The following is a 15,583-nucleotide window of genomic DNA, read 5'->3' as shown; positions in this document are numbered from 1 at the left end:
AACCGCACAAAAAGAACAGGCCGGTATTTACCCCGGCCTGAGAGTGGGATAAACGTAGCGCTTAGCGCATGGTGACGAACTCTTCCGCCGCGGTCGGGTGGATAGCCACAGTGTTGTCGAAGTCCTTCTTGGTGGCGCCCATCTTCACCGCCACCGCGAAGCCCTGCAGGATCTCGTCCATGCCGAAGCCGATGCCGTGCAGGCCGACGATTTTCTCTTCTTTACCCGCGCACACCAGCTTCATGCGGCACGGCTGGCGGTGCTGCGTCACGGCGCTGTACATGGCGGTGAAGGAGGACTTGTACACCTTCACGTTGTCCGCGCCGAACTTCTCGATGGCTTCCGGCTCGGTCAGGCCGACGGTGCCGATCGGCGGGTGGCTGAACACCACGGTGGCGATGTTGCTGTAGTCCAGATGCTCGTCCGGCTTGTTGTTGAACAGGCGCTCGGACAGGCGACGGCCGGCGGCCACGGCGACCGGGGTCAATTCTACCGCGCCGGTGTTGTCGCCCACCGCGTAGATGCCTTTGACGTTGGTGTTCTGGAACTTATCGACGTCGATGTAGCCTTTCTCATTGGTTTTCACCCCGGTCACGCCGAGGTTCAGGTTGTCGGTCGCCGGTTCGCGGCCGATGGCCCAAATCAGGCAGTCGACGGTGAATGCCTTGCCGTTTTCCAGCTGCAGCGTCAGGCTGCCGTCGGCGTTCTTGACGATCGCTTTCGGCACCGATTCGGTGTGCAAGCTCGGCCCTTCGGTGTTCATCACTTCCACCAGGGTTTCGACGATCATCGGATCGAAGGTGCGCAGCGGCGCGTGCTTGCGCACGAACAGGTGCGTTTCCGCGCCCAGCGCGTTCAGCACGCCGGCGATCTCCACGGCGATATAGCCGGCGCCCACCACGGCGACGCGTTTCGGCATGGCGTCCAGCTCAAAGAAGCCGTCGGAGTCGATACCGTATTCCGCACCCGGAATAGCCGGATGGCTCGGGCGGCCGCCGGTGGCGATCAGGATGTGATCGGCGGTGATGGTTTCGCCGTTCACTTCCACGGTGTGCGCATCCACGAAGCGCGCGAACCCTTTAATCACGTCGACCTTGTTCTTGCCCAGCACGTTATCGTAGGAATTGTGGATGCGGTCGATATAGGCGGTGCGGTTGGCGACCAGCTTTTTCCAGTCGAAGGCGTTGACGGTAGTGTCGAAGCCGTAGTCCGGGCCGTACTGATGGATGGCCTCGGCGATCTGCGCCGCGTGCCACATGACTTTTTTCGGTACACAACCCACGTTTACACAGGTGCCGCCCAGCTCTTTGGCTTCAATCAGCGCACACTTTTGGCCGTACATGGCTGCCCGGTTGATCGATGCGATACCGCCGCTGCCGCCGCCAATTGCTAGATAATCGTAATGTTTCGTCATCTGGGATTTCCATGAGTTGTGAATTTGAAGAGGGTAAGAGTTTAACGCCTGACCGGGGTTTGTCGCAAAGATTGCGTCGATGGCTGTGATAGGCGGACGCAGGGCGCGGCGAACCGCGCCCTGCCGGGGATTATTCCGGTACCACCCAGTTGACCAGATGGTGGCCGATGCCCGACGGCACCAGCACCTTGTGCAGCCACGGCAGCACGTTTTTCATCTGCTGCTCCAGCTTCCACGGCGGGTTGATGACGATCATGCCGGAGGCGGTCATGCCACGCTGATCGCTGTCGGGTTTCACCGCCAGCTCGATCTGCAGGATGCGGCGAATGCCGGTGGCTTCCAGATCGCGCAGCATGCGTTTGATCTGCTGGCGCATCACTACCGGATACCACAGCGCGTAGGTGCCGGTGGCGAAGCGCTTGTAGCCTTCCTGAATGCCTTTGACCACGTCCTGGTAATCGGTCTTCATTTCATACGGCGGGTCCATCAGGATCAGGCCGCGGCGCGACGGTGGCGGCAGCTGGGATTTCAGCTGCTGATAGCCGTCGGCGCGCTGCACTTTGGCGCGCTCGTCTTTCTGGAACTCGCTGCGCAGCAGCGGGTAATCGCTCGGGTGCAGCTCGGTCAGGTGAATTTTATCCTGCGGGCGCAGCAGCTGGCGGGCGATCAGCGGCGAGCCGGGATAGTAGCGCAGCGTGCCGGAACGGTTGAAGTTGTGCACCACGCTCATATAGGCCGCCAGCTCTTCCGGCAGATCGTCGCGTTGCCACAGCAAGCCGATGCCTTCCAGGTATTCGCCGGTGCGCTCGGCGTGTTCGCCGCTGAGCTGATAACGGCCCGCGCCCGAGTGGGTATCCAGATACAGGAACGGCTTCTCTTTTTCCTTCAGCGATTCGATGATCAGGCTCTGAACGGTGTGTTTGAGCACGTCGGCGTGGTTGCCGGCGTGGAAACTGTGGCGATAACTTAACATGACGGGTGGCGGTTCCTTGTGCTCCGCAGACGGAGCATTCAATGCAATAAGGCTTATAATCTGCACAGTATAAACTGTCTGGCCGGGAAAAACCGGACTCCGTTGCCGCAGACGTTAACAGAAAGGGACAGGACGATGAGCAAACAGGCGATTTTGGCGAATTACCCCGACGCGGCGCGCTGGGCGTTCGGCGACGGCCCCGCGTTAGCCGACGAACTGCTGGGATTGGTGCTGAGCGGGGAGAAGACCGCCACCTGCAGTTCCTATGCGAGCTATCGTCGGGAACAAACCCCGAGGATCGGCGATTACAGCATTGTTCTCGATGGCCGCGGCGAACCGGCCTGCGTGATCAGAACCCTGGCGCTGCGCCTGGTGCGCTACTATCAGGTGACCGCCGAGATGGCGGCCAAAGAGGGCGAAGGCGACAAAAGCCTGGCATTTTGGCGCGAGGGGCATCAGGCATTCTTTACCCGCGAGGGGAGCTTTGCGCCGGACATGTGGCTGGTGTTCGAAGAATTCGAACGGGTTGAAACGCTGTGAATCACAAGGAGAAAGGATGAGCTGCATTTTTTGCGACATCGTGGCGGGCAAGGCGCCGTGCCATAAAATCTGGGAAGACGACGACCATCTGGCGTTCCTGTCCATCTTTCCCAACACCGACGGTTTCAGCGTGGTGATCCCCAAGGAGCACCACCCGAGCTACGCGTTTGAGCTGCCGGACGAGGTGCTGAGCGCGCTGATGCTGGCGACCAAACGGGTGGCGCGGCAGCTGGATCGCGCGTTCGACGACGTCGGCCGCTGCGGCATGGTGTTCGAGGGCTACGGCGTCGACCATGTGCATGCCAAACTGATCCCGCTGCACGGCACCGCGTCGCTGGCGCAGTGGCGGCCGATCGAATCGACCTCGCCGAAGTTTTTCACGCGTTACGAAGGCTACATTTCCTCCCACGACGCGGCGCGCGCCGACGACGAACAGCTGGCGGCGCTGGCCGCCCGCATTCGCCAATGCGCCGTTTAAGGCACGAACGATCAACGCCGGGCATTGATTTTCCTGTTGCCTGGCTCCATGTTAGAGATTCATACGCATTTTAAGGCTCGCCCTCGTAGCGGGCCCCAACGCTAATCAGGACTGCCCTATGACAAATCCGTTGCTGACCCCGTTTTCCCTGCCGCCGTTCTCGGCGATCCGCCCTGAAGATATCGTGCCTGCGGTGCAATCCGCGCTGGCGGACTGCCGCGCCGCGGTAGAGCGCGTGGTCGCGCAGCCGGGGCCGTTCACCTGGGACAATCTGTGTCAGCCGTTGGCGGAGTCGGACGATCGCCTGTCGCGCATCTGGTCGCCGATCGGGCACCTGAACTCGGTGAAAAACAGCCCGGAGCTGCGCGCCGCCTATGAGCAGGCGCTGCCGCTGCTGTCCGAGTACGGCACCTGGGTCGGCCAGCACGAAGGGCTGTACCAGGCCTACCGCAGCCTGAAAGAGGGCGCGGCGTTCGAGACGCTGAGCGTGCCGCAGCGCAAGGCGGTGGACAACGCGCTGCGCGACTTCGAACTGTCGGGCATCGGCCTGTCGGCGGATAAACAGCAGCGCTACGGCGAGATCGTCGCGCGCCTGTCCGAGCTGGGCTCTACCTACAGCAACAACGTGCTCGACGCCACCATGGGCTGGAGCAAACTGATTACCGACGAAGCCGAGCTGAGCGGCCTGCCGGAAAGCGCCCTGGCGCAGGCCCAGGCGATGGCGCAGGCCAAAGAGCAGGACGGCTGGCTGCTGACGCTGGACATGCCGAGCTACCTGCCGGTGCTGACCTACGCCGACAACCGCGCGTTGCGTGAAGAGATGTACCGCGCCTTCGCCACCCGCGCCTCCGATCAGGGGCCGAACGCCGGCAAATGGGACAACAGCGAAGTGATGGCGGAAACGCTGGCGCTGCGCCATGAGCTGGCTCAGCTGCTGGGCTTTGACACCTACGCTGACAAGTCGCTGGCGACCAAGATGGCGGAAAGTCCGGAGCAGGTGATCGGCTTCCTGAGCGATCTGGCCAAGCGCGCCCGCCCGCAGGCCGAGCAGGAGCTGGCGCAGCTGCGCGCCTTCGCCAAACAGCACTATGGCGTGGACGAGCTCGACGCCTGGGACATCACCTATTACGGCGAAAAACAAAAGCAGCACCTGTTCTCCATCAGCGACGAGCAGCTGCGCCCGTACTTCCCGGAACAGCGGGTGGTGGAAGGGCTGTTCGAAGTGGTGAAACGCATTTACGGCATCACCGCCAAAGAGCGTAAAGACGTGGATACCTGGCATCCGGATGTGCGCTTCTTCGATCTGTTCGACGCCGACGGCGAGCTGCGCGGCAGCTTCTACCTCGATCTGTACGCCCGCGAAAACAAACGCGGCGGCGCCTGGATGGACGACTGCGTCGGCAGCCTGCGCAAGGCCGACGGCACGCTGCAAAAACCGGTCGCTTACCTGACCTGCAACTTCAACCGCCCGCTGGGCGACCAGCCGGCGCTGTTCACCCATAACGAAGTGACGACGCTGTTCCACGAGTTCGGCCACGGTCTGCACCACATGCTGACGCAGATCGATACCGCCGGCGTCTCCGGCATCAACGGGGTACCGTGGGATGCGGTCGAGCTGCCGAGCCAGTTTATGGAAAACTGGTGCTGGGAGCCGGAAGCGCTGGCGTTTATCTCCGGCCACTACCAGAGCGGCGAGCCGCTGCCGAAGGCCATGCTCGACAAGCTGCTGGCGGCCAAGAATTACCAGGCGGCGCTGTTCATTCTGCGCCAGCTGGAGTTCGGTCTGTTCGATTTCCGCATGCACTTCGAATACAGTCCGGAGAAAGGGGCGCAGATCCTGCCGACGCTGGCGGAAGTGAAGAAAATGGTGGCGGTGGTGCCTTCGCCGAGCTGGGGCCGCTTCCCGCACGCCTTCAGCCACATCTTCGCCGGCGGCTACGCGGCGGGTTACTACAGCTACCTGTGGGCGGAAGTGCTGTCGGCCGACGCCTACTCGCGCTTCGAAGAAGAGGGGATTTTCAACGCCGAGACCGGCAAATCCTTCCTCGACAACATCCTGTCGCGCGGCGGTTCGGAAGAGCCGATGGCGCTGTTCAAACGCTTCCGTGGCCGCGAGCCGCAGCTGGATGCTATGCTGCGCCATTACGGCATTAAAGGATAACCCGACACGTGAGCGTGTGTTTATTGTGTGAAGCAGGCGCCGATCCCGGCGCCTTGTCTGTTTTGGCGCAGCGCTGGCGGCTGACGTCCGACGACGACGCGCCGATGGCGCTGGTATTGACCCCGCAGCGGCTGGAACTGCGCAAGCGCGACGAGCCGAAGCTGGGCGGGATCTACGTCGATTTCGTCTCCGGCGCCATGGCGCACCGGCGCCGCTTCGGCGGCGGCCGCGGCGAGGCGGTGGCCAAGGCGGTCGGTATCAAGGGCAGCTACCTGCCGGACGTGGTGGACGCCACCGCCGGGCTGGGGCGCGACGCCTTCGTGCTGGCGGCGCTGGGCTGCCGGGTGCGGATGCTGGAGCGCAATCCGGTGGTGGCGGCATTGCTGGACGACGGCCTGCAGCGCGGCTATCAGGATGCGGAAATCGGCCCGTGGCTGCGCGAGCGCCTGACGCTGCTGCACGCCTCCAGCCTGACGGCGCTGGCGGATCTCAGCCCGCGCCCGGAGGTGGTGTATCTCGATCCGATGTTCCCGCACAAGCAGAAAAGCGCGCTGGTGAAGAAAGAGATGCGGGTGTTCCAATCGCTGGTGGGCAGCGACGATGACGCCGACGGCCTGCTGGAACCGGCGCGCCGTTTGGCGACCAAGCGCGTGGTGGTGAAACGCCCGGACTACGCGCCGCCGCTGGCCGACGTGCCGGCGCACGCCGCCACGCTGACCAAAAGCCACCGTTTCGATATCTACATGCCGCTGTAATGTCAGCCGGGCCCGCCGTGTCGGGCCCTCAGTTTCCCTTCCGCAAACTTTTCCCCACGCCGCCGGCCGGATGCACCGCCAGCAAGGCGGCCTTGTCATAGCCGCTGCGCGTCATCAGGCAGGCGCAGGCGGCGTCGAAGATCGCCAACACCAGCACAATCGAGGTGGTGGCCAGCATGTTCAGCGGATCGATCTCCCGTCGCACCCCGGAGGCGATTGTCAGCTGCGCCGCCTGTGCGATGGCGGAATGCGGGTTTTCCGTCACCGCGATCAGCGTCACTCCCTTGGCCTGCAGCGTCGGCAGCAGGCGGGTCAGCTCGTCGGAATTGCCGCCGCGCGAGATCAGGATCAGCAGATCGTCGGCGCGCAGGAAGCCCAGATCGCCGTGCGCCGCGCCGGTGGCGTCGAGATAGACCGCCGGCCGCTCCACGCAGGCCAGCATATGGGCTATCTTGCGCGCCGCAATCCCCGAGGTGCCGACGCCGGTGACGGCGATTTTACCGCTGCAGTCGGCCAGCAGCGCCAGCAGCCGTTGCCAGGTGTGCGCATCGAGGCGCTCGCTCAGCTGCGCCAGCTCCTGGCTGTAGGTTTGCCAGCCCTGCACGGCCTGCCGCCACTCTTGCTGCATCACGCCTCCTCCTGCATCAACCGGCGGTATTTCATGTGGTCGTTGTACAGCTCGTGGAACACCCGGTATTTGCGATCGTAGTAGCTTTTTATCTGGTTGGTCTGCGGCGTCACCGTCTTGCCGATGCGGCTCATGGCGCTCATCGCCTCCGGCAAGGTGTCGAACACGCCGGCCGCCACGGTGCCCATCATCGCGCCGCCCAGCAGCATCGCTTCGCTCTCCTCCGGCAGCAGCATGGCGCAACCGGTGGCGTTGGCGTGCTCCTGCACGAAGATCGGGTTCTTGGTGCCGCCGCCGCTGGCCATGATGGTGTCGATGCTGTAGCCGCTGTGGTTCATGGTTTCGATGATGTGGCGGGTGCCGAGCGCGATGGCCTGAATGGTGGCCAGGTAGTGCAGCGCCATGTCTTCCGGCGTGCGCGACAGCTTCAGCCCGGTCAGGATGCCGGTCAGCGTCGGGTTGGCGCGCGGCGAGCGGTTGCCGTGGAAGTACGGCAGCATGTGAATGTCCTGCGTCAGGAAAGCGATGTTCTCCGGCTCGCCGGCCATGCGGCGCAGAATGGCGTTCAGCACCTCATAGATGGTCTGGCCCTGAGTTTTCGCCTGCGCCAGCAGCTCCTGATAGCACGGGTGCGACTGGATGACGTGGTCGATCAGCGCGCCGGTGGCGGACTGGCCGCCTTCGTTCAACCAGTATTCCGGCAGGATCGCCGAATAATACGGCCCCCAGACGCCGCCGATAAAGCGCGCGGTGCGCGACATCGCCATATGGCCGGTGGAGGTGCCGCCGATCAGCGCGACGCGGCGGTTGAAGTCGGCCACCTCGCCGGAGACGCCGGTGGCGCCCAGCGTGCCGAGGGTGCCGGCGTGGGCGTCGATGATTGACACGCTCACCGCCGTGCCGGCGATCAGCCCCATCTCGCTGGCGGCGCGCTGAGTCAGGCCGTGGCCCAGCGGCTCGCCCATCATTTTAACGTCGCTGCCGATCTTGGCCGCGTCGTGTTCCAGCACGTCTTCCAGCCCGATCTGCTGGAAGTAGCTCTTGTCCCAACGCTGCTCGTGGCCGAGATAGGTCCACTTGCACACCGTTGAACACAGCGAGCGGGTGGCGTCCTGGGTAGCGCGCCAGGTGAGGAAGTCCGGCAGATCGAACAGGTAACCGGCGTTGGCCCAGGTGGTGGGCATGTGTTGCTTCAGCCACAGCAGTTTCGGCGTCTGCATCTCCGGCGAAATGATGCCGCCAACGAAGTCCAGCACCCGATGTTTGGTGGCGTTGATGCGCTCGGCCTGGGCGATCGCCCGGTGATCCATCCACACGATGATGTTCTGCTCAGTGCGGCCGGAGGGGCTGACGGTCAGCGGTTTGCCCTCTTTATCCAGCACCACCAGCGAACAGGTGGCGTCGAAGCCCAGCCCTTTGACCTGGATCGGGTTGATGTCGGCCTGGTTGACCGCGTCGCGCACCGCATTGCACACCGCCTGCCAGATGTTATCCGACGACTGCTCGACGAAATCCGCCTTCGGCCGGTACAGATCGATGGCCCGGCTGGCCTGGCCGACCATGCGGCCATTGAGATCGAATACGCCCGCGCGCGCGCTTCCGGTGCCCACATCTACGCCAATAAAATAGCTCGCCATTATTTTCTCCTCAGGCTTTTCGATTCTGTAACGCGATAAACAGGATCAGCACGCCGCCCCACAGGGCCATGGTCAGGTAGCTGCTGACCCCCAGCAAATTGAGGCCGCTTTCCAACATTTGCAGCACGATCAGCGCCAGCACCAGTCCCAGAATGCGGCCGAAGCCGCCGTCCGGGTTAATGCCGCCCAGCACCGAGGCCAGAATGGTCACCAGCAGATAAGATTCGCCGTAGCCGGCCTTGGCCGAGTTGAACTTGGCCATCATCAGCAGCGCGGCGCCCCAGCCGAGCAGCGCCGACAGGATATACACCGCGATCTGCACCCGCGCGGTGTTCACGCCGCTGAAGCGGGTGGCCTGCTCGTTGGAGCCGATCAGGTACAGGCTGCGCCCCAGCGTGGTGTGCTCCAGCAGCAGCCACAGACCCACCGCCACCAGCAGGAACAGGATCAGCGCCACCGGCACGCCGAGCACGGCGCCGTTGCCGAGAAATTGAATCGCCGCCGGGAAGCCGGAGATCACCGCGCCGTTGGACAGCAGAATATTCAGGCCGGTGATCAGCGTCATGGTGCCGAGCGAGGCGAGGATGGGCGAGACGCCTATCCAGGCTACCAGCGCGCCGTTGAGCGTGCCGATCGCCACCGCCACCAGCAGGCCGGCCAACAGCGCCAGCGCCAGGAACAGCGGCTGGTCGGGATGGCTGACGATGATCGCCGCCATCACCAGCGAACAGGCGTTGGCGCCGGCGATGATCGACAGGTTGATGCCGCCGGTCAGCATGGTGATGCCCATGCCGAGCGCCAGCAGGCCGAGGATCGGCAGCTGCGAGGCGATCGACTGGAAGTTGCCGAGGCTGAAGAAGCGCGATCCGAGCAGCCCGGCGAACAGCAGCGCCACCGCGATGATGATCGCGCCCTGCAGGCGAATGATCCGATCGTTTGGGATCAACCGAGTTAACTGCGTCATGTCAGATCTCCTTGAGCAGCTTGCGTTTTTCGTTCCAGGCGGTGGTGCTGATGCTGATCAAAATGATCGCGCCGCTGAATACCTGGTGCCAATAGGCCGAGACGCTGAGCAGCGTCAGCCCGTTTTGCAGGAAGGCCAGCAGCACCACGCCGAGCAGGGTGCCGGTCAACGATCCGCGGCCGCCGCTCATGCTGGTGCCGCCCAGCACCACCGCCGCCAATACCGTCAGCTCGAAGCCGAGCAGCGAGTTGGGCGCCACCGACTGGGTGATCTGCGCCTGCACCACCGCCGCGACGCCGGCCAGAATGCCCATATAGCCGTAGACGCAGAAGTGCAGCCGCAGCAGGTTCAACCCCAGGCGCGACGCCGCGTCGCGGTTGCCGCCCATGGCGTAGATCTGGCGCCCCAGCCGGGTGCGGTTCATCAGCACGCCGGTGACGACGATGGTCGCCAGCAGGCACAGCAGCGGCAGCGTCAGGCCGTAGTCGTAACCGTCGGCGCCCTGGAACGAGAACCAGTTGATGCCGTTCATGAACCAGTCCGGGAAGCCGTACAGCCAGGTACCGTTGGTGGCGTACACCAGCAGGCCGTAGAACAGGTTAAGGGTAGCGATGGTGATGATGATCGCCGGCACCTTGAGCCAATACACCAGGAAACCGTTCACCAACCCGAGCAGCAGGCCGACGCCAATCGCCAGGGCGAACGCCAGCGGGAAGCTGCCGCCGTGCTGGATCACCCAGCTGGCCATCACATACTGCGCGATGGCGGTGACCGCCGGGAACGAAATGTCGATGCCGCCGGCGATCAGCACCACGAACAGCCCGCAGGCCAGGATGCCGAGAATGGCGTAGCTGGTGGCGACGTCGGTCAGGTTGCCGAGCGTCAGAAACTCATCGGTGCCGGCGCTCAGGCCGATCGCCAGCAGCAGCACCAGCAGGCCGAGATAAAACTCGTGCCGCCCGGCCAGGCGGGCCAATAATGACTTATCCATTCACCACCTCGGCGATCTGTTGTTCGGTACTCTGGTGCGGCGCGAATTCGGCGATCAGCTCGCCCTTGCGCATCACCATCACCCGATGGCTGTTGTAATAGGCTTCCGGGATCTCGTCGCAGATCATCAGCACCGCCATGCCCAGCTGCGCCAGATCGCGGGCGATCTGGTAGATCCCCTCTTTGTTGGCGATGTCCACGCCGACGGTGGGCGAGTCGAGGATCAGGATCTTCGGCTGGGTCGCCACCCATTTGGCGATGGCGATGCGCTGGGCGTTGCCGCCGGACAGGGTTTTCACCGGCAATGCGCTGTCGGACACCTTGATGTTCAGATCGCGGATCAGCCGGTTGACCAGTTCGGTCGCCCTGGCGTGATCCAGCAGCCCGAGCGAGGTATGCAGCCGATCGAAGACGGTGACGATGGTGTTGTCGTAGATCGATTGCTCCATGATCAATCCCTGCGTCAGACGATCCTCCGACACATAGCCGATGCCGTGGCGCACCGCTTCGCGGTTGTTGTGCAGCTGCACCGCCCGGCCCTCGATGCGGATCTCGCCGCTGTCCGGCCGCGTCATGCCGAACAGGCTGAGGCACAGTTCGGTGCGGCCGGCGCCGAGCAGGCCGACGATCGAGACGATCTCGCCGCCGCGCAGCGCCAGATTGACGTTGCGGTATTTTTCGCCGCGGCTGAGGTTGCGCACCTCGAGCAGCGGCGCCTGTTCGGCCGGCGGCAGCGGGGGCAGCGGGCTGTAATGGAAGCGTTGGCCGGTCATCAGGAACGCCAGTTCATGGCTGTCCAGTTCGCTGGCCGGCCAGGTGCCCACCAGCTTGCCGTCGCGCATCACGCTGATGCGATCGGCGACTTCCATCACTTCATCCAATCTGTGGCTGACGAACACCACGCAGATGCCGGCCGCCTTCAGCTCGTTGACCACCCGCAACAGGCCGTCGACCTCCTGGCGGGTCAGCGAGGCGGTCGGTTCGTCCATGATAACCAACCGCGCTTCGGCGGCGATGGCGCGACAAATCGCCACCAGCTGCCGATCGGCGATCGACAGTTTTTCTACTTTTTTATCGGGATCGATGTGTACGCCGACCCGCGCCATGGCGTCCAGCGCCGTCTGGCGCATCACCCGCTTGCGCACCCAGAAGTGGCCGCCGGGCAGGTAACGGTGGATGGCGATGTTTTCCGCCACCGTCAGGTTAGGGAACAGCGACAGGTCCTGGTAGATCACCTGTATGCCGTAATAACCGGACAGCTGCGGCGTCAGGGCGTGGAAGAGTTTGCCTTCCAGCGAAATATTGGCGCCTTTTTCCGGCTGATAGACGCCGGAGATGATTTTAATGATGGTGCTTTTGCCGCAGCCGTTTTGCCCGGCCAGGCAGTGCACTTCGCCTTTATTCAGCGTCAGGTTGATCTGGTCTAATGCCAGCACGCCTGGGAATCGCTTGCTGATATTCTCCAGGGTGATAAATGCGGGGGAGGCTGTCATAACGTTAACCTGTGCTTGCGTAGCGGCCGAAGCCCTGGGCGCAGCAACGCTGCGCCCCTACGAGGGTTTAACTACTTTCCCGGTGTGGCGAAATTACGCGAAAAATCAGAATCCGAGCGATTGGGCGTTGTCTTTGGTCACTTCCAAAATCTTATTAAACCGAATCACTTTGTGTTCCATATCGACGTCGGCTTTGCCGAGGCCCTCGATCGACAGGTCCTTATTCACTTCTTTGCCCTGCAGCAGCTGGTCGGCCACCGTCACCAGCGCATAACCGGCGTCTTTCGGATCCCACAGCAGCGCTTTCTTGATGTCGCCGCGCATCAGGTAAGGGGCGGCCTGCGCCGGCATGGCGATGCCCACTACCGCGATTTTGTCCTTGGCGCGTTTCTTGGCCACCGCCTGGCCGGCGCCGATTGGGCCGAGCGAACCGAAGCCAATGATGCCCTTCATCTGCGGATAGGTTTTCATCAGATCCAGCGTGGTGGCGTAGGATTTATCGATGCTTTCCGCCACCGGCAAGCGCGAGGTGACTTCAAACATGTCCGGGTATTTTTCTTTCTGGTATTTGATGGCGGAATCGGCCCAGGCGTTGTGCAGCGGCACGGTCAGCGAGCCGACGTAGATCGCGTAGCCGCCTTTGCCGCCCATGTCCTTCGCCAGCTCATCGACGTTGGCCTGCGCGTATTTCTCGCTGTCGATGGTCTCGATGTCCCACTGGCCGATCTGCTGATCCGGGGATTCATGGGTCAGCACCACGATGCCTTTGTCGCGCGCTTTTTTCAGCACCGGCTCCAGCACCTTGGCGTCGTTCGGCACCACGATGATGGCGTTGACGTTCTTGGCGATCAGATCCTCAATCACCTTGACCTGCGCGGCCGGATCCGGCGTAGACGGGCCGGTCTGGTAAGCGTTGACGTCGAGTTTTTTCGCCGCTTCGTTGACGCCCACTTCCATGCGGTTGAACCACGGAATGCCGGTCACTTTGGCAACCACGGCAATCTCATATTTATCAGCGGCGAACACAGGTGTTGTCGATAACATGCACGCAGAAACCACACATGCATTTAATAATGCGAGGTTAAATTTCATTAGCTGTACCTTTTTTTATCTGTAGGGGTGGCGGTTTTTCCACCGCTGCAGATTACAAAGGAATGGAAGAGGGAGCGTAGCCGAAGTTAATGAAATGTGATCTGTGCACATTTAAGTAAAATACTGGCGTATTTATTGTTAAATAAATGTTTAATTATTTAGTGGTGGTAAATTTACTACCAATCAAACGGCTATAAATAACTTTTTATTAACTTTTAATTAACTAATTTGCATCATTTCGATGGCTTGGACGCGGAAAAAAATGCCGGCGAAGGAGCCGGCATTGAAGCATTTAATCGATGTGTGAACAAGATCACCTTTGCGCCCGATTACAGCACGCCCTGGGCCAACATCGCCTCCGCGACCTTGACGAAACCGGCGATATTCGCGCCGTGTACATAGTGGGTTTGCTTGCCCTCGCCGCCGTATTCCACGCAGGCATGGTGAATATCCGCCATGATATGTTGTAAACGTACATCCACTTTTTCCGCCCGCCAGCCGATGCGCGCGGCGTTTTGCGCCATCTCCAGCCCCGAGGTGGCCACGCCGCCGGCGTTGGCCGCCTTGCCGGGCGCGAACAGCACGCCGGCGTCGAGGAAGGCGTCGGTGGCCTGGATGGTGGTCGGCATGTTGGCGCCTTCCGCCACCGCTTTCACCCCGTTGCGGATCAGCGTCTGCGCCGCCTCGAGATCCAGTTCGTTCTGCGTGGCGCACGGCAGGGCGATATCCACCGGCACGTTCCACGGCTGCTGGCCCGCCAGGTAGGTCAGGCCGCGTTCGCGGGCGTAGTCCGCCACCCGGCCGTAGCGCTGGTTTTTGATCTCCGCCAGGTGCGCCAGCTTCTCGGTGGTGAAGCCGTCTTCGTCCACCAGAGTGCCGCCGGAATCCGACACGGTGATCACGCGCGCGTCCAGCTCCAACGCTTTCTCGATGGTGTACTGCGCCACGTTGCCGGAGCCGGACACTGCCACCCGCATCCCCTCAAAGCCCAGGCCGTGGCGCTGAAGCATGGCGTCGGTAAAGTACACCAGGCCGTAGCCGGTCGCCTCGGGGCGGATCAGGCTGCCGCCGAAGGAGAGCCCTTTGCCGGTAAACACGCAGGCGGTGTTGTTGGACAGTTTCTTCATCATGCCGGCCATAAAGCCGACTTCACGGCCGCCGACGCCGATGTCGCCGGCCGGCACGTCGGTGTCCGGGCCCAAGTGGCGATACAGCTCGGTCATCAGCGCTTGGCAGAAACGCATGATCTCGCCCTGGCTTTTGCCCTTCGGATCGAAATCGGAGCCGCCTTTGCCGCCGCCCATCGGCAGGGTGGTCAGCGCATTCTTGAAGGTCTGCTCAAAGCCGAGGAACTTCAGGATCGACAGGTTTACCGACGGGTGGAAGCGCATGCCGCCCTTGTAGGGGCCGATGGCCGAGTTGAACTGGACGCGAAAGGCGCGATTGACCTGCACTTGGCCGCGATCGTCCACCCAGCTGACGCGGAACTGAATGATGCGCTCGGGCTCCACCAGGCGCTCCAGCAGCGCCTGTTCGCGATAGCGCGGGTTGCGCTCGATAAATGGCCACAGCGAGGTGAACACTTCGCGCACGGCCTGCAGATATTCCGGCTGGTGGGGGTTATGGCGTTGTAACGAGGACAGGAAAGACTCTACCGATACGGCATATTCCATGGATAACTCCTTTTAGCATTAAATTTTCCCCCGCTATTTCTTATAGATTTGGGTATAGGTGATGCTCGGGGGAGGATGTTGTGTCTTTAGCGACTATATCATCGGAGGGCGGTTGATTATCAAGCGATTAATCGGCGTGGCGGCATGAAAAACGCCCGCAGGGCGCGGGCGTTGGGCAGTTAAGTTAGCAAGCGCTTACTTTATTCGTCTTCTTCGTCGCGCAGCGGCACGATCAGCATATCGATGTGCACGGTATTGATCAGCTGGCGAGCGGAAGACATCAGTTTGCTCCAGAAGTCCTGGTGGTGGCCGCACAGCACCAGATCCATGTCGTATTTCTTGATGGCGTCCACCAGCACCTGCGCCAGATCGCCGCTGCCGCTCAGGGTCTCGGTGATCGGGTAGCCGGCGTTTTGCGACAGCTCGGTCAGCGCCTGGTGGGTTTCTTCAGAGATGCGCTTTTGCATGTCGCCGAGATTGACGTCGATAAGGCCGGTATAGAGATCGGAATAGTTGACATCGACGTGGATCAGAGAAACTTTGGCGTTATACGGCCGCGCCATAGAGACGGCTTTTTCTACCAGGATCTTGCTTTCCGGGGATAGGTCTACCGCGATCAATATGTGTTTGTAAGCCATAAGAATACTCCTTCCATAAACATGCCGATTAAAAAGGGTTAGCAGGCGTTCCGTGTACCCGCCTGGCGCTTTTGGTTCCATAGTATCATTCGGATAACGCAATGATATGTTGGGGCGATCACACTGCGCCGCATCGAAAATCTCTGC

The 15,583-nt window shown here is 62.0% G+C and carries 14 protein-coding genes; 4 read left to right on the top strand and 10 right to left on the bottom strand.

Going from position 1 to position 15,583, the window contains the following annotated elements:
• Positions 1-61: 61 nt before the first annotated feature.
• Both gorA and J9788_RS21750 read right to left on the bottom strand, forming a co-directional pair.
• Positions 62-1,414: a glutathione-disulfide reductase gene (gene gorA, locus J9788_RS21755; RefSeq protein ID WP_004931014.1), complete on the bottom strand. Its 1,353-nt coding sequence runs from the start codon at positions 1,412-1,414 to the stop codon at positions 62-64.
• Between the two features lie 130 nt (positions 1,415-1,544).
• Complete coding sequence (locus tag J9788_RS21750; RefSeq protein ID WP_033636386.1) at positions 1,545-2,387, bottom strand: 23S rRNA (adenine(2030)-N(6))-methyltransferase RlmJ; 843 nt, start codon at positions 2,385-2,387, stop codon at positions 1,545-1,547.
• 135 nt (positions 2,388-2,522) lie between these two features.
• Here J9788_RS21750 and J9788_RS21745 point away from each other — a divergent pair, with 135 nt between their 5' ends.
• The 4 genes from J9788_RS21745 (at position 2,523) to rsmJ (ending at position 6,321) form a co-directional block, all read left to right on the top strand.
• Positions 2,523-2,927 (top strand): ASCH domain-containing protein, encoded by a 405-nt coding sequence (locus J9788_RS21745; protein ID WP_182265686.1) that lies wholly within the window; start codon positions 2,523-2,525, stop codon positions 2,925-2,927.
• 16 nt (positions 2,928-2,943) lie between these two features.
• Entirely contained in the window at positions 2,944-3,405 is a 462-nt protein-coding gene (locus tag J9788_RS21740) for an HIT family protein (RefSeq protein ID WP_046898653.1), read from the top strand.
• A gap of 118 nt (positions 3,406-3,523) precedes the next feature.
• On the top strand, positions 3,524-5,566 hold the full coding sequence (gene prlC, locus J9788_RS21735; protein WP_033645356.1) for an oligopeptidase A: 2,043 nt from the start codon (positions 3,524-3,526) through the stop codon (positions 5,564-5,566).
• Between the two features lie 8 nt (positions 5,567-5,574).
• On the top strand, positions 5,575-6,321 hold the full coding sequence (rsmJ, locus tag J9788_RS21730) for a 16S rRNA (guanine(1516)-N(2))-methyltransferase RsmJ (RefSeq protein WP_028128290.1): 747 nt from the start codon (positions 5,575-5,577) through the stop codon (positions 6,319-6,321).
• 28 nt (positions 6,322-6,349) lie between these two features.
• Here the strand turns inward: rsmJ and J9788_RS21725 are convergent, their stop codons facing one another.
• The 8 genes from J9788_RS21725 to uspA all read right to left on the bottom strand — a co-directional run bounded on the left by J9788_RS21725 (position 6,350) and on the right by uspA (position 15,436).
• Positions 6,350-6,949: an SIS domain-containing protein gene (locus J9788_RS21725; RefSeq protein ID WP_182265687.1), complete on the bottom strand. Its 600-nt coding sequence runs from the start codon at positions 6,947-6,949 to the stop codon at positions 6,350-6,352.
• On the bottom strand, positions 6,949-8,586 hold the full coding sequence (locus tag J9788_RS21720) for an FGGY-family carbohydrate kinase (protein ID WP_004931001.1): 1,638 nt from the start codon (positions 8,584-8,586) through the stop codon (positions 6,949-6,951). The genes J9788_RS21725 and J9788_RS21720 overlap by 1 nt, the downstream gene beginning before the upstream one ends.
• Before the next feature lie 10 nt (positions 8,587-8,596).
• Positions 8,597-9,550, bottom strand: a complete 954-nt coding sequence (locus J9788_RS21715) for an ABC transporter permease (RefSeq protein ID WP_094141595.1) — start codon at positions 9,548-9,550, stop codon at positions 8,597-8,599.
• 1 nt (position 9,551) lies between these two features.
• Positions 9,552-10,541, bottom strand: coding sequence for an ABC transporter permease (locus tag J9788_RS21710; RefSeq protein WP_015379367.1), 990 nt, complete (start codon positions 10,539-10,541; stop codon positions 9,552-9,554).
• Positions 10,534-12,033: a sugar ABC transporter ATP-binding protein gene (locus J9788_RS21705; protein ID WP_046898656.1), complete on the bottom strand. Its 1,500-nt coding sequence runs from the start codon at positions 12,031-12,033 to the stop codon at positions 10,534-10,536. The genes J9788_RS21710 and J9788_RS21705 overlap by 8 nt, the downstream gene beginning before the upstream one ends.
• A 105-nt stretch (positions 12,034-12,138) precedes the next feature.
• On the bottom strand, positions 12,139-13,125 hold the full coding sequence (locus J9788_RS21700; protein ID WP_033636379.1) for an autoinducer 2 ABC transporter substrate-binding protein: 987 nt from the start codon (positions 13,123-13,125) through the stop codon (positions 12,139-12,141).
• Positions 13,126-13,454: 329 nt separating this feature from the next.
• Positions 13,455-14,798, bottom strand: coding sequence for an NADP-specific glutamate dehydrogenase (gene gdhA, locus J9788_RS21695; RefSeq protein WP_021505207.1), 1,344 nt, complete (start codon positions 14,796-14,798; stop codon positions 13,455-13,457).
• A gap of 200 nt (positions 14,799-14,998) precedes the next feature.
• Positions 14,999-15,436, bottom strand: coding sequence for a universal stress protein UspA (gene uspA, locus J9788_RS21690; protein ID WP_004930988.1), 438 nt, complete (start codon positions 15,434-15,436; stop codon positions 14,999-15,001).
• Positions 15,437-15,583 lie beyond the last annotated feature (147 nt).

Origin of the sequence: Serratia sp. X10 (genome assembly GCF_017811775.1) — a bacterium.
In the GTDB taxonomy this organism is placed as follows: domain Bacteria; phylum Pseudomonadota; class Gammaproteobacteria; order Enterobacterales; family Enterobacteriaceae; genus Serratia; species Serratia ureilytica.
The sequence above is the reverse complement of the archived record's forward strand: the minus strand, read 5'-3'. Positions and strand labels throughout refer to the sequence as shown.

Coding starts and splice junctions, on each gene's coding strand:
- gorA (WP_004931014.1), bottom strand. CDS start 1,414: ATGACGAAACATTACGATTATCTAGCAATTGGCGGCGGCAGCGGCGGT.
- J9788_RS21750 (WP_033636386.1), bottom strand. CDS start 2,387: ATGTTAAGTTATCGCCACAGTTTCCACGCCGGCAACCACGCCGACGTG.
- J9788_RS21745 (WP_182265686.1), top strand. CDS start 2,523: ATGAGCAAACAGGCGATTTTGGCGAATTACCCCGACGCGGCGCGCTGG.
- J9788_RS21740 (WP_046898653.1), top strand. CDS start 2,944: ATGAGCTGCATTTTTTGCGACATCGTGGCGGGCAAGGCGCCGTGCCAT.
- prlC (WP_033645356.1), top strand. CDS start 3,524: ATGACAAATCCGTTGCTGACCCCGTTTTCCCTGCCGCCGTTCTCGGCG.
- J9788_RS21725 (WP_182265687.1), bottom strand. CDS start 6,949: ATGCAGCAAGAGTGGCGGCAGGCCGTGCAGGGCTGGCAAACCTACAGC.
- J9788_RS21720 (WP_004931001.1), bottom strand. CDS start 8,586: ATGGCGAGCTATTTTATTGGCGTAGATGTGGGCACCGGAAGCGCGCGC.
- J9788_RS21715 (WP_094141595.1), bottom strand. CDS start 9,550: ATGACGCAGTTAACTCGGTTGATCCCAAACGATCGGATCATTCGCCTG.
- J9788_RS21710 (WP_015379367.1), bottom strand. CDS start 10,541: ATGGATAAGTCATTATTGGCCCGCCTGGCCGGGCGGCACGAGTTTTAT.
- J9788_RS21705 (WP_046898656.1), bottom strand. CDS start 12,033: ATGACAGCCTCCCCCGCATTTATCACCCTGGAGAATATCAGCAAGCGA.
- J9788_RS21700 (WP_033636379.1), bottom strand. CDS start 13,125: ATGAAATTTAACCTCGCATTATTAAATGCATGTGTGGTTTCTGCGTGC.
- gdhA (WP_021505207.1), bottom strand. CDS start 14,798: ATGGAATATGCCGTATCGGTAGAGTCTTTCCTGTCCTCGTTACAACGC.
- uspA (WP_004930988.1), bottom strand. CDS start 15,436: ATGGCTTACAAACACATATTGATCGCGGTAGACCTATCCCCGGAAAGC.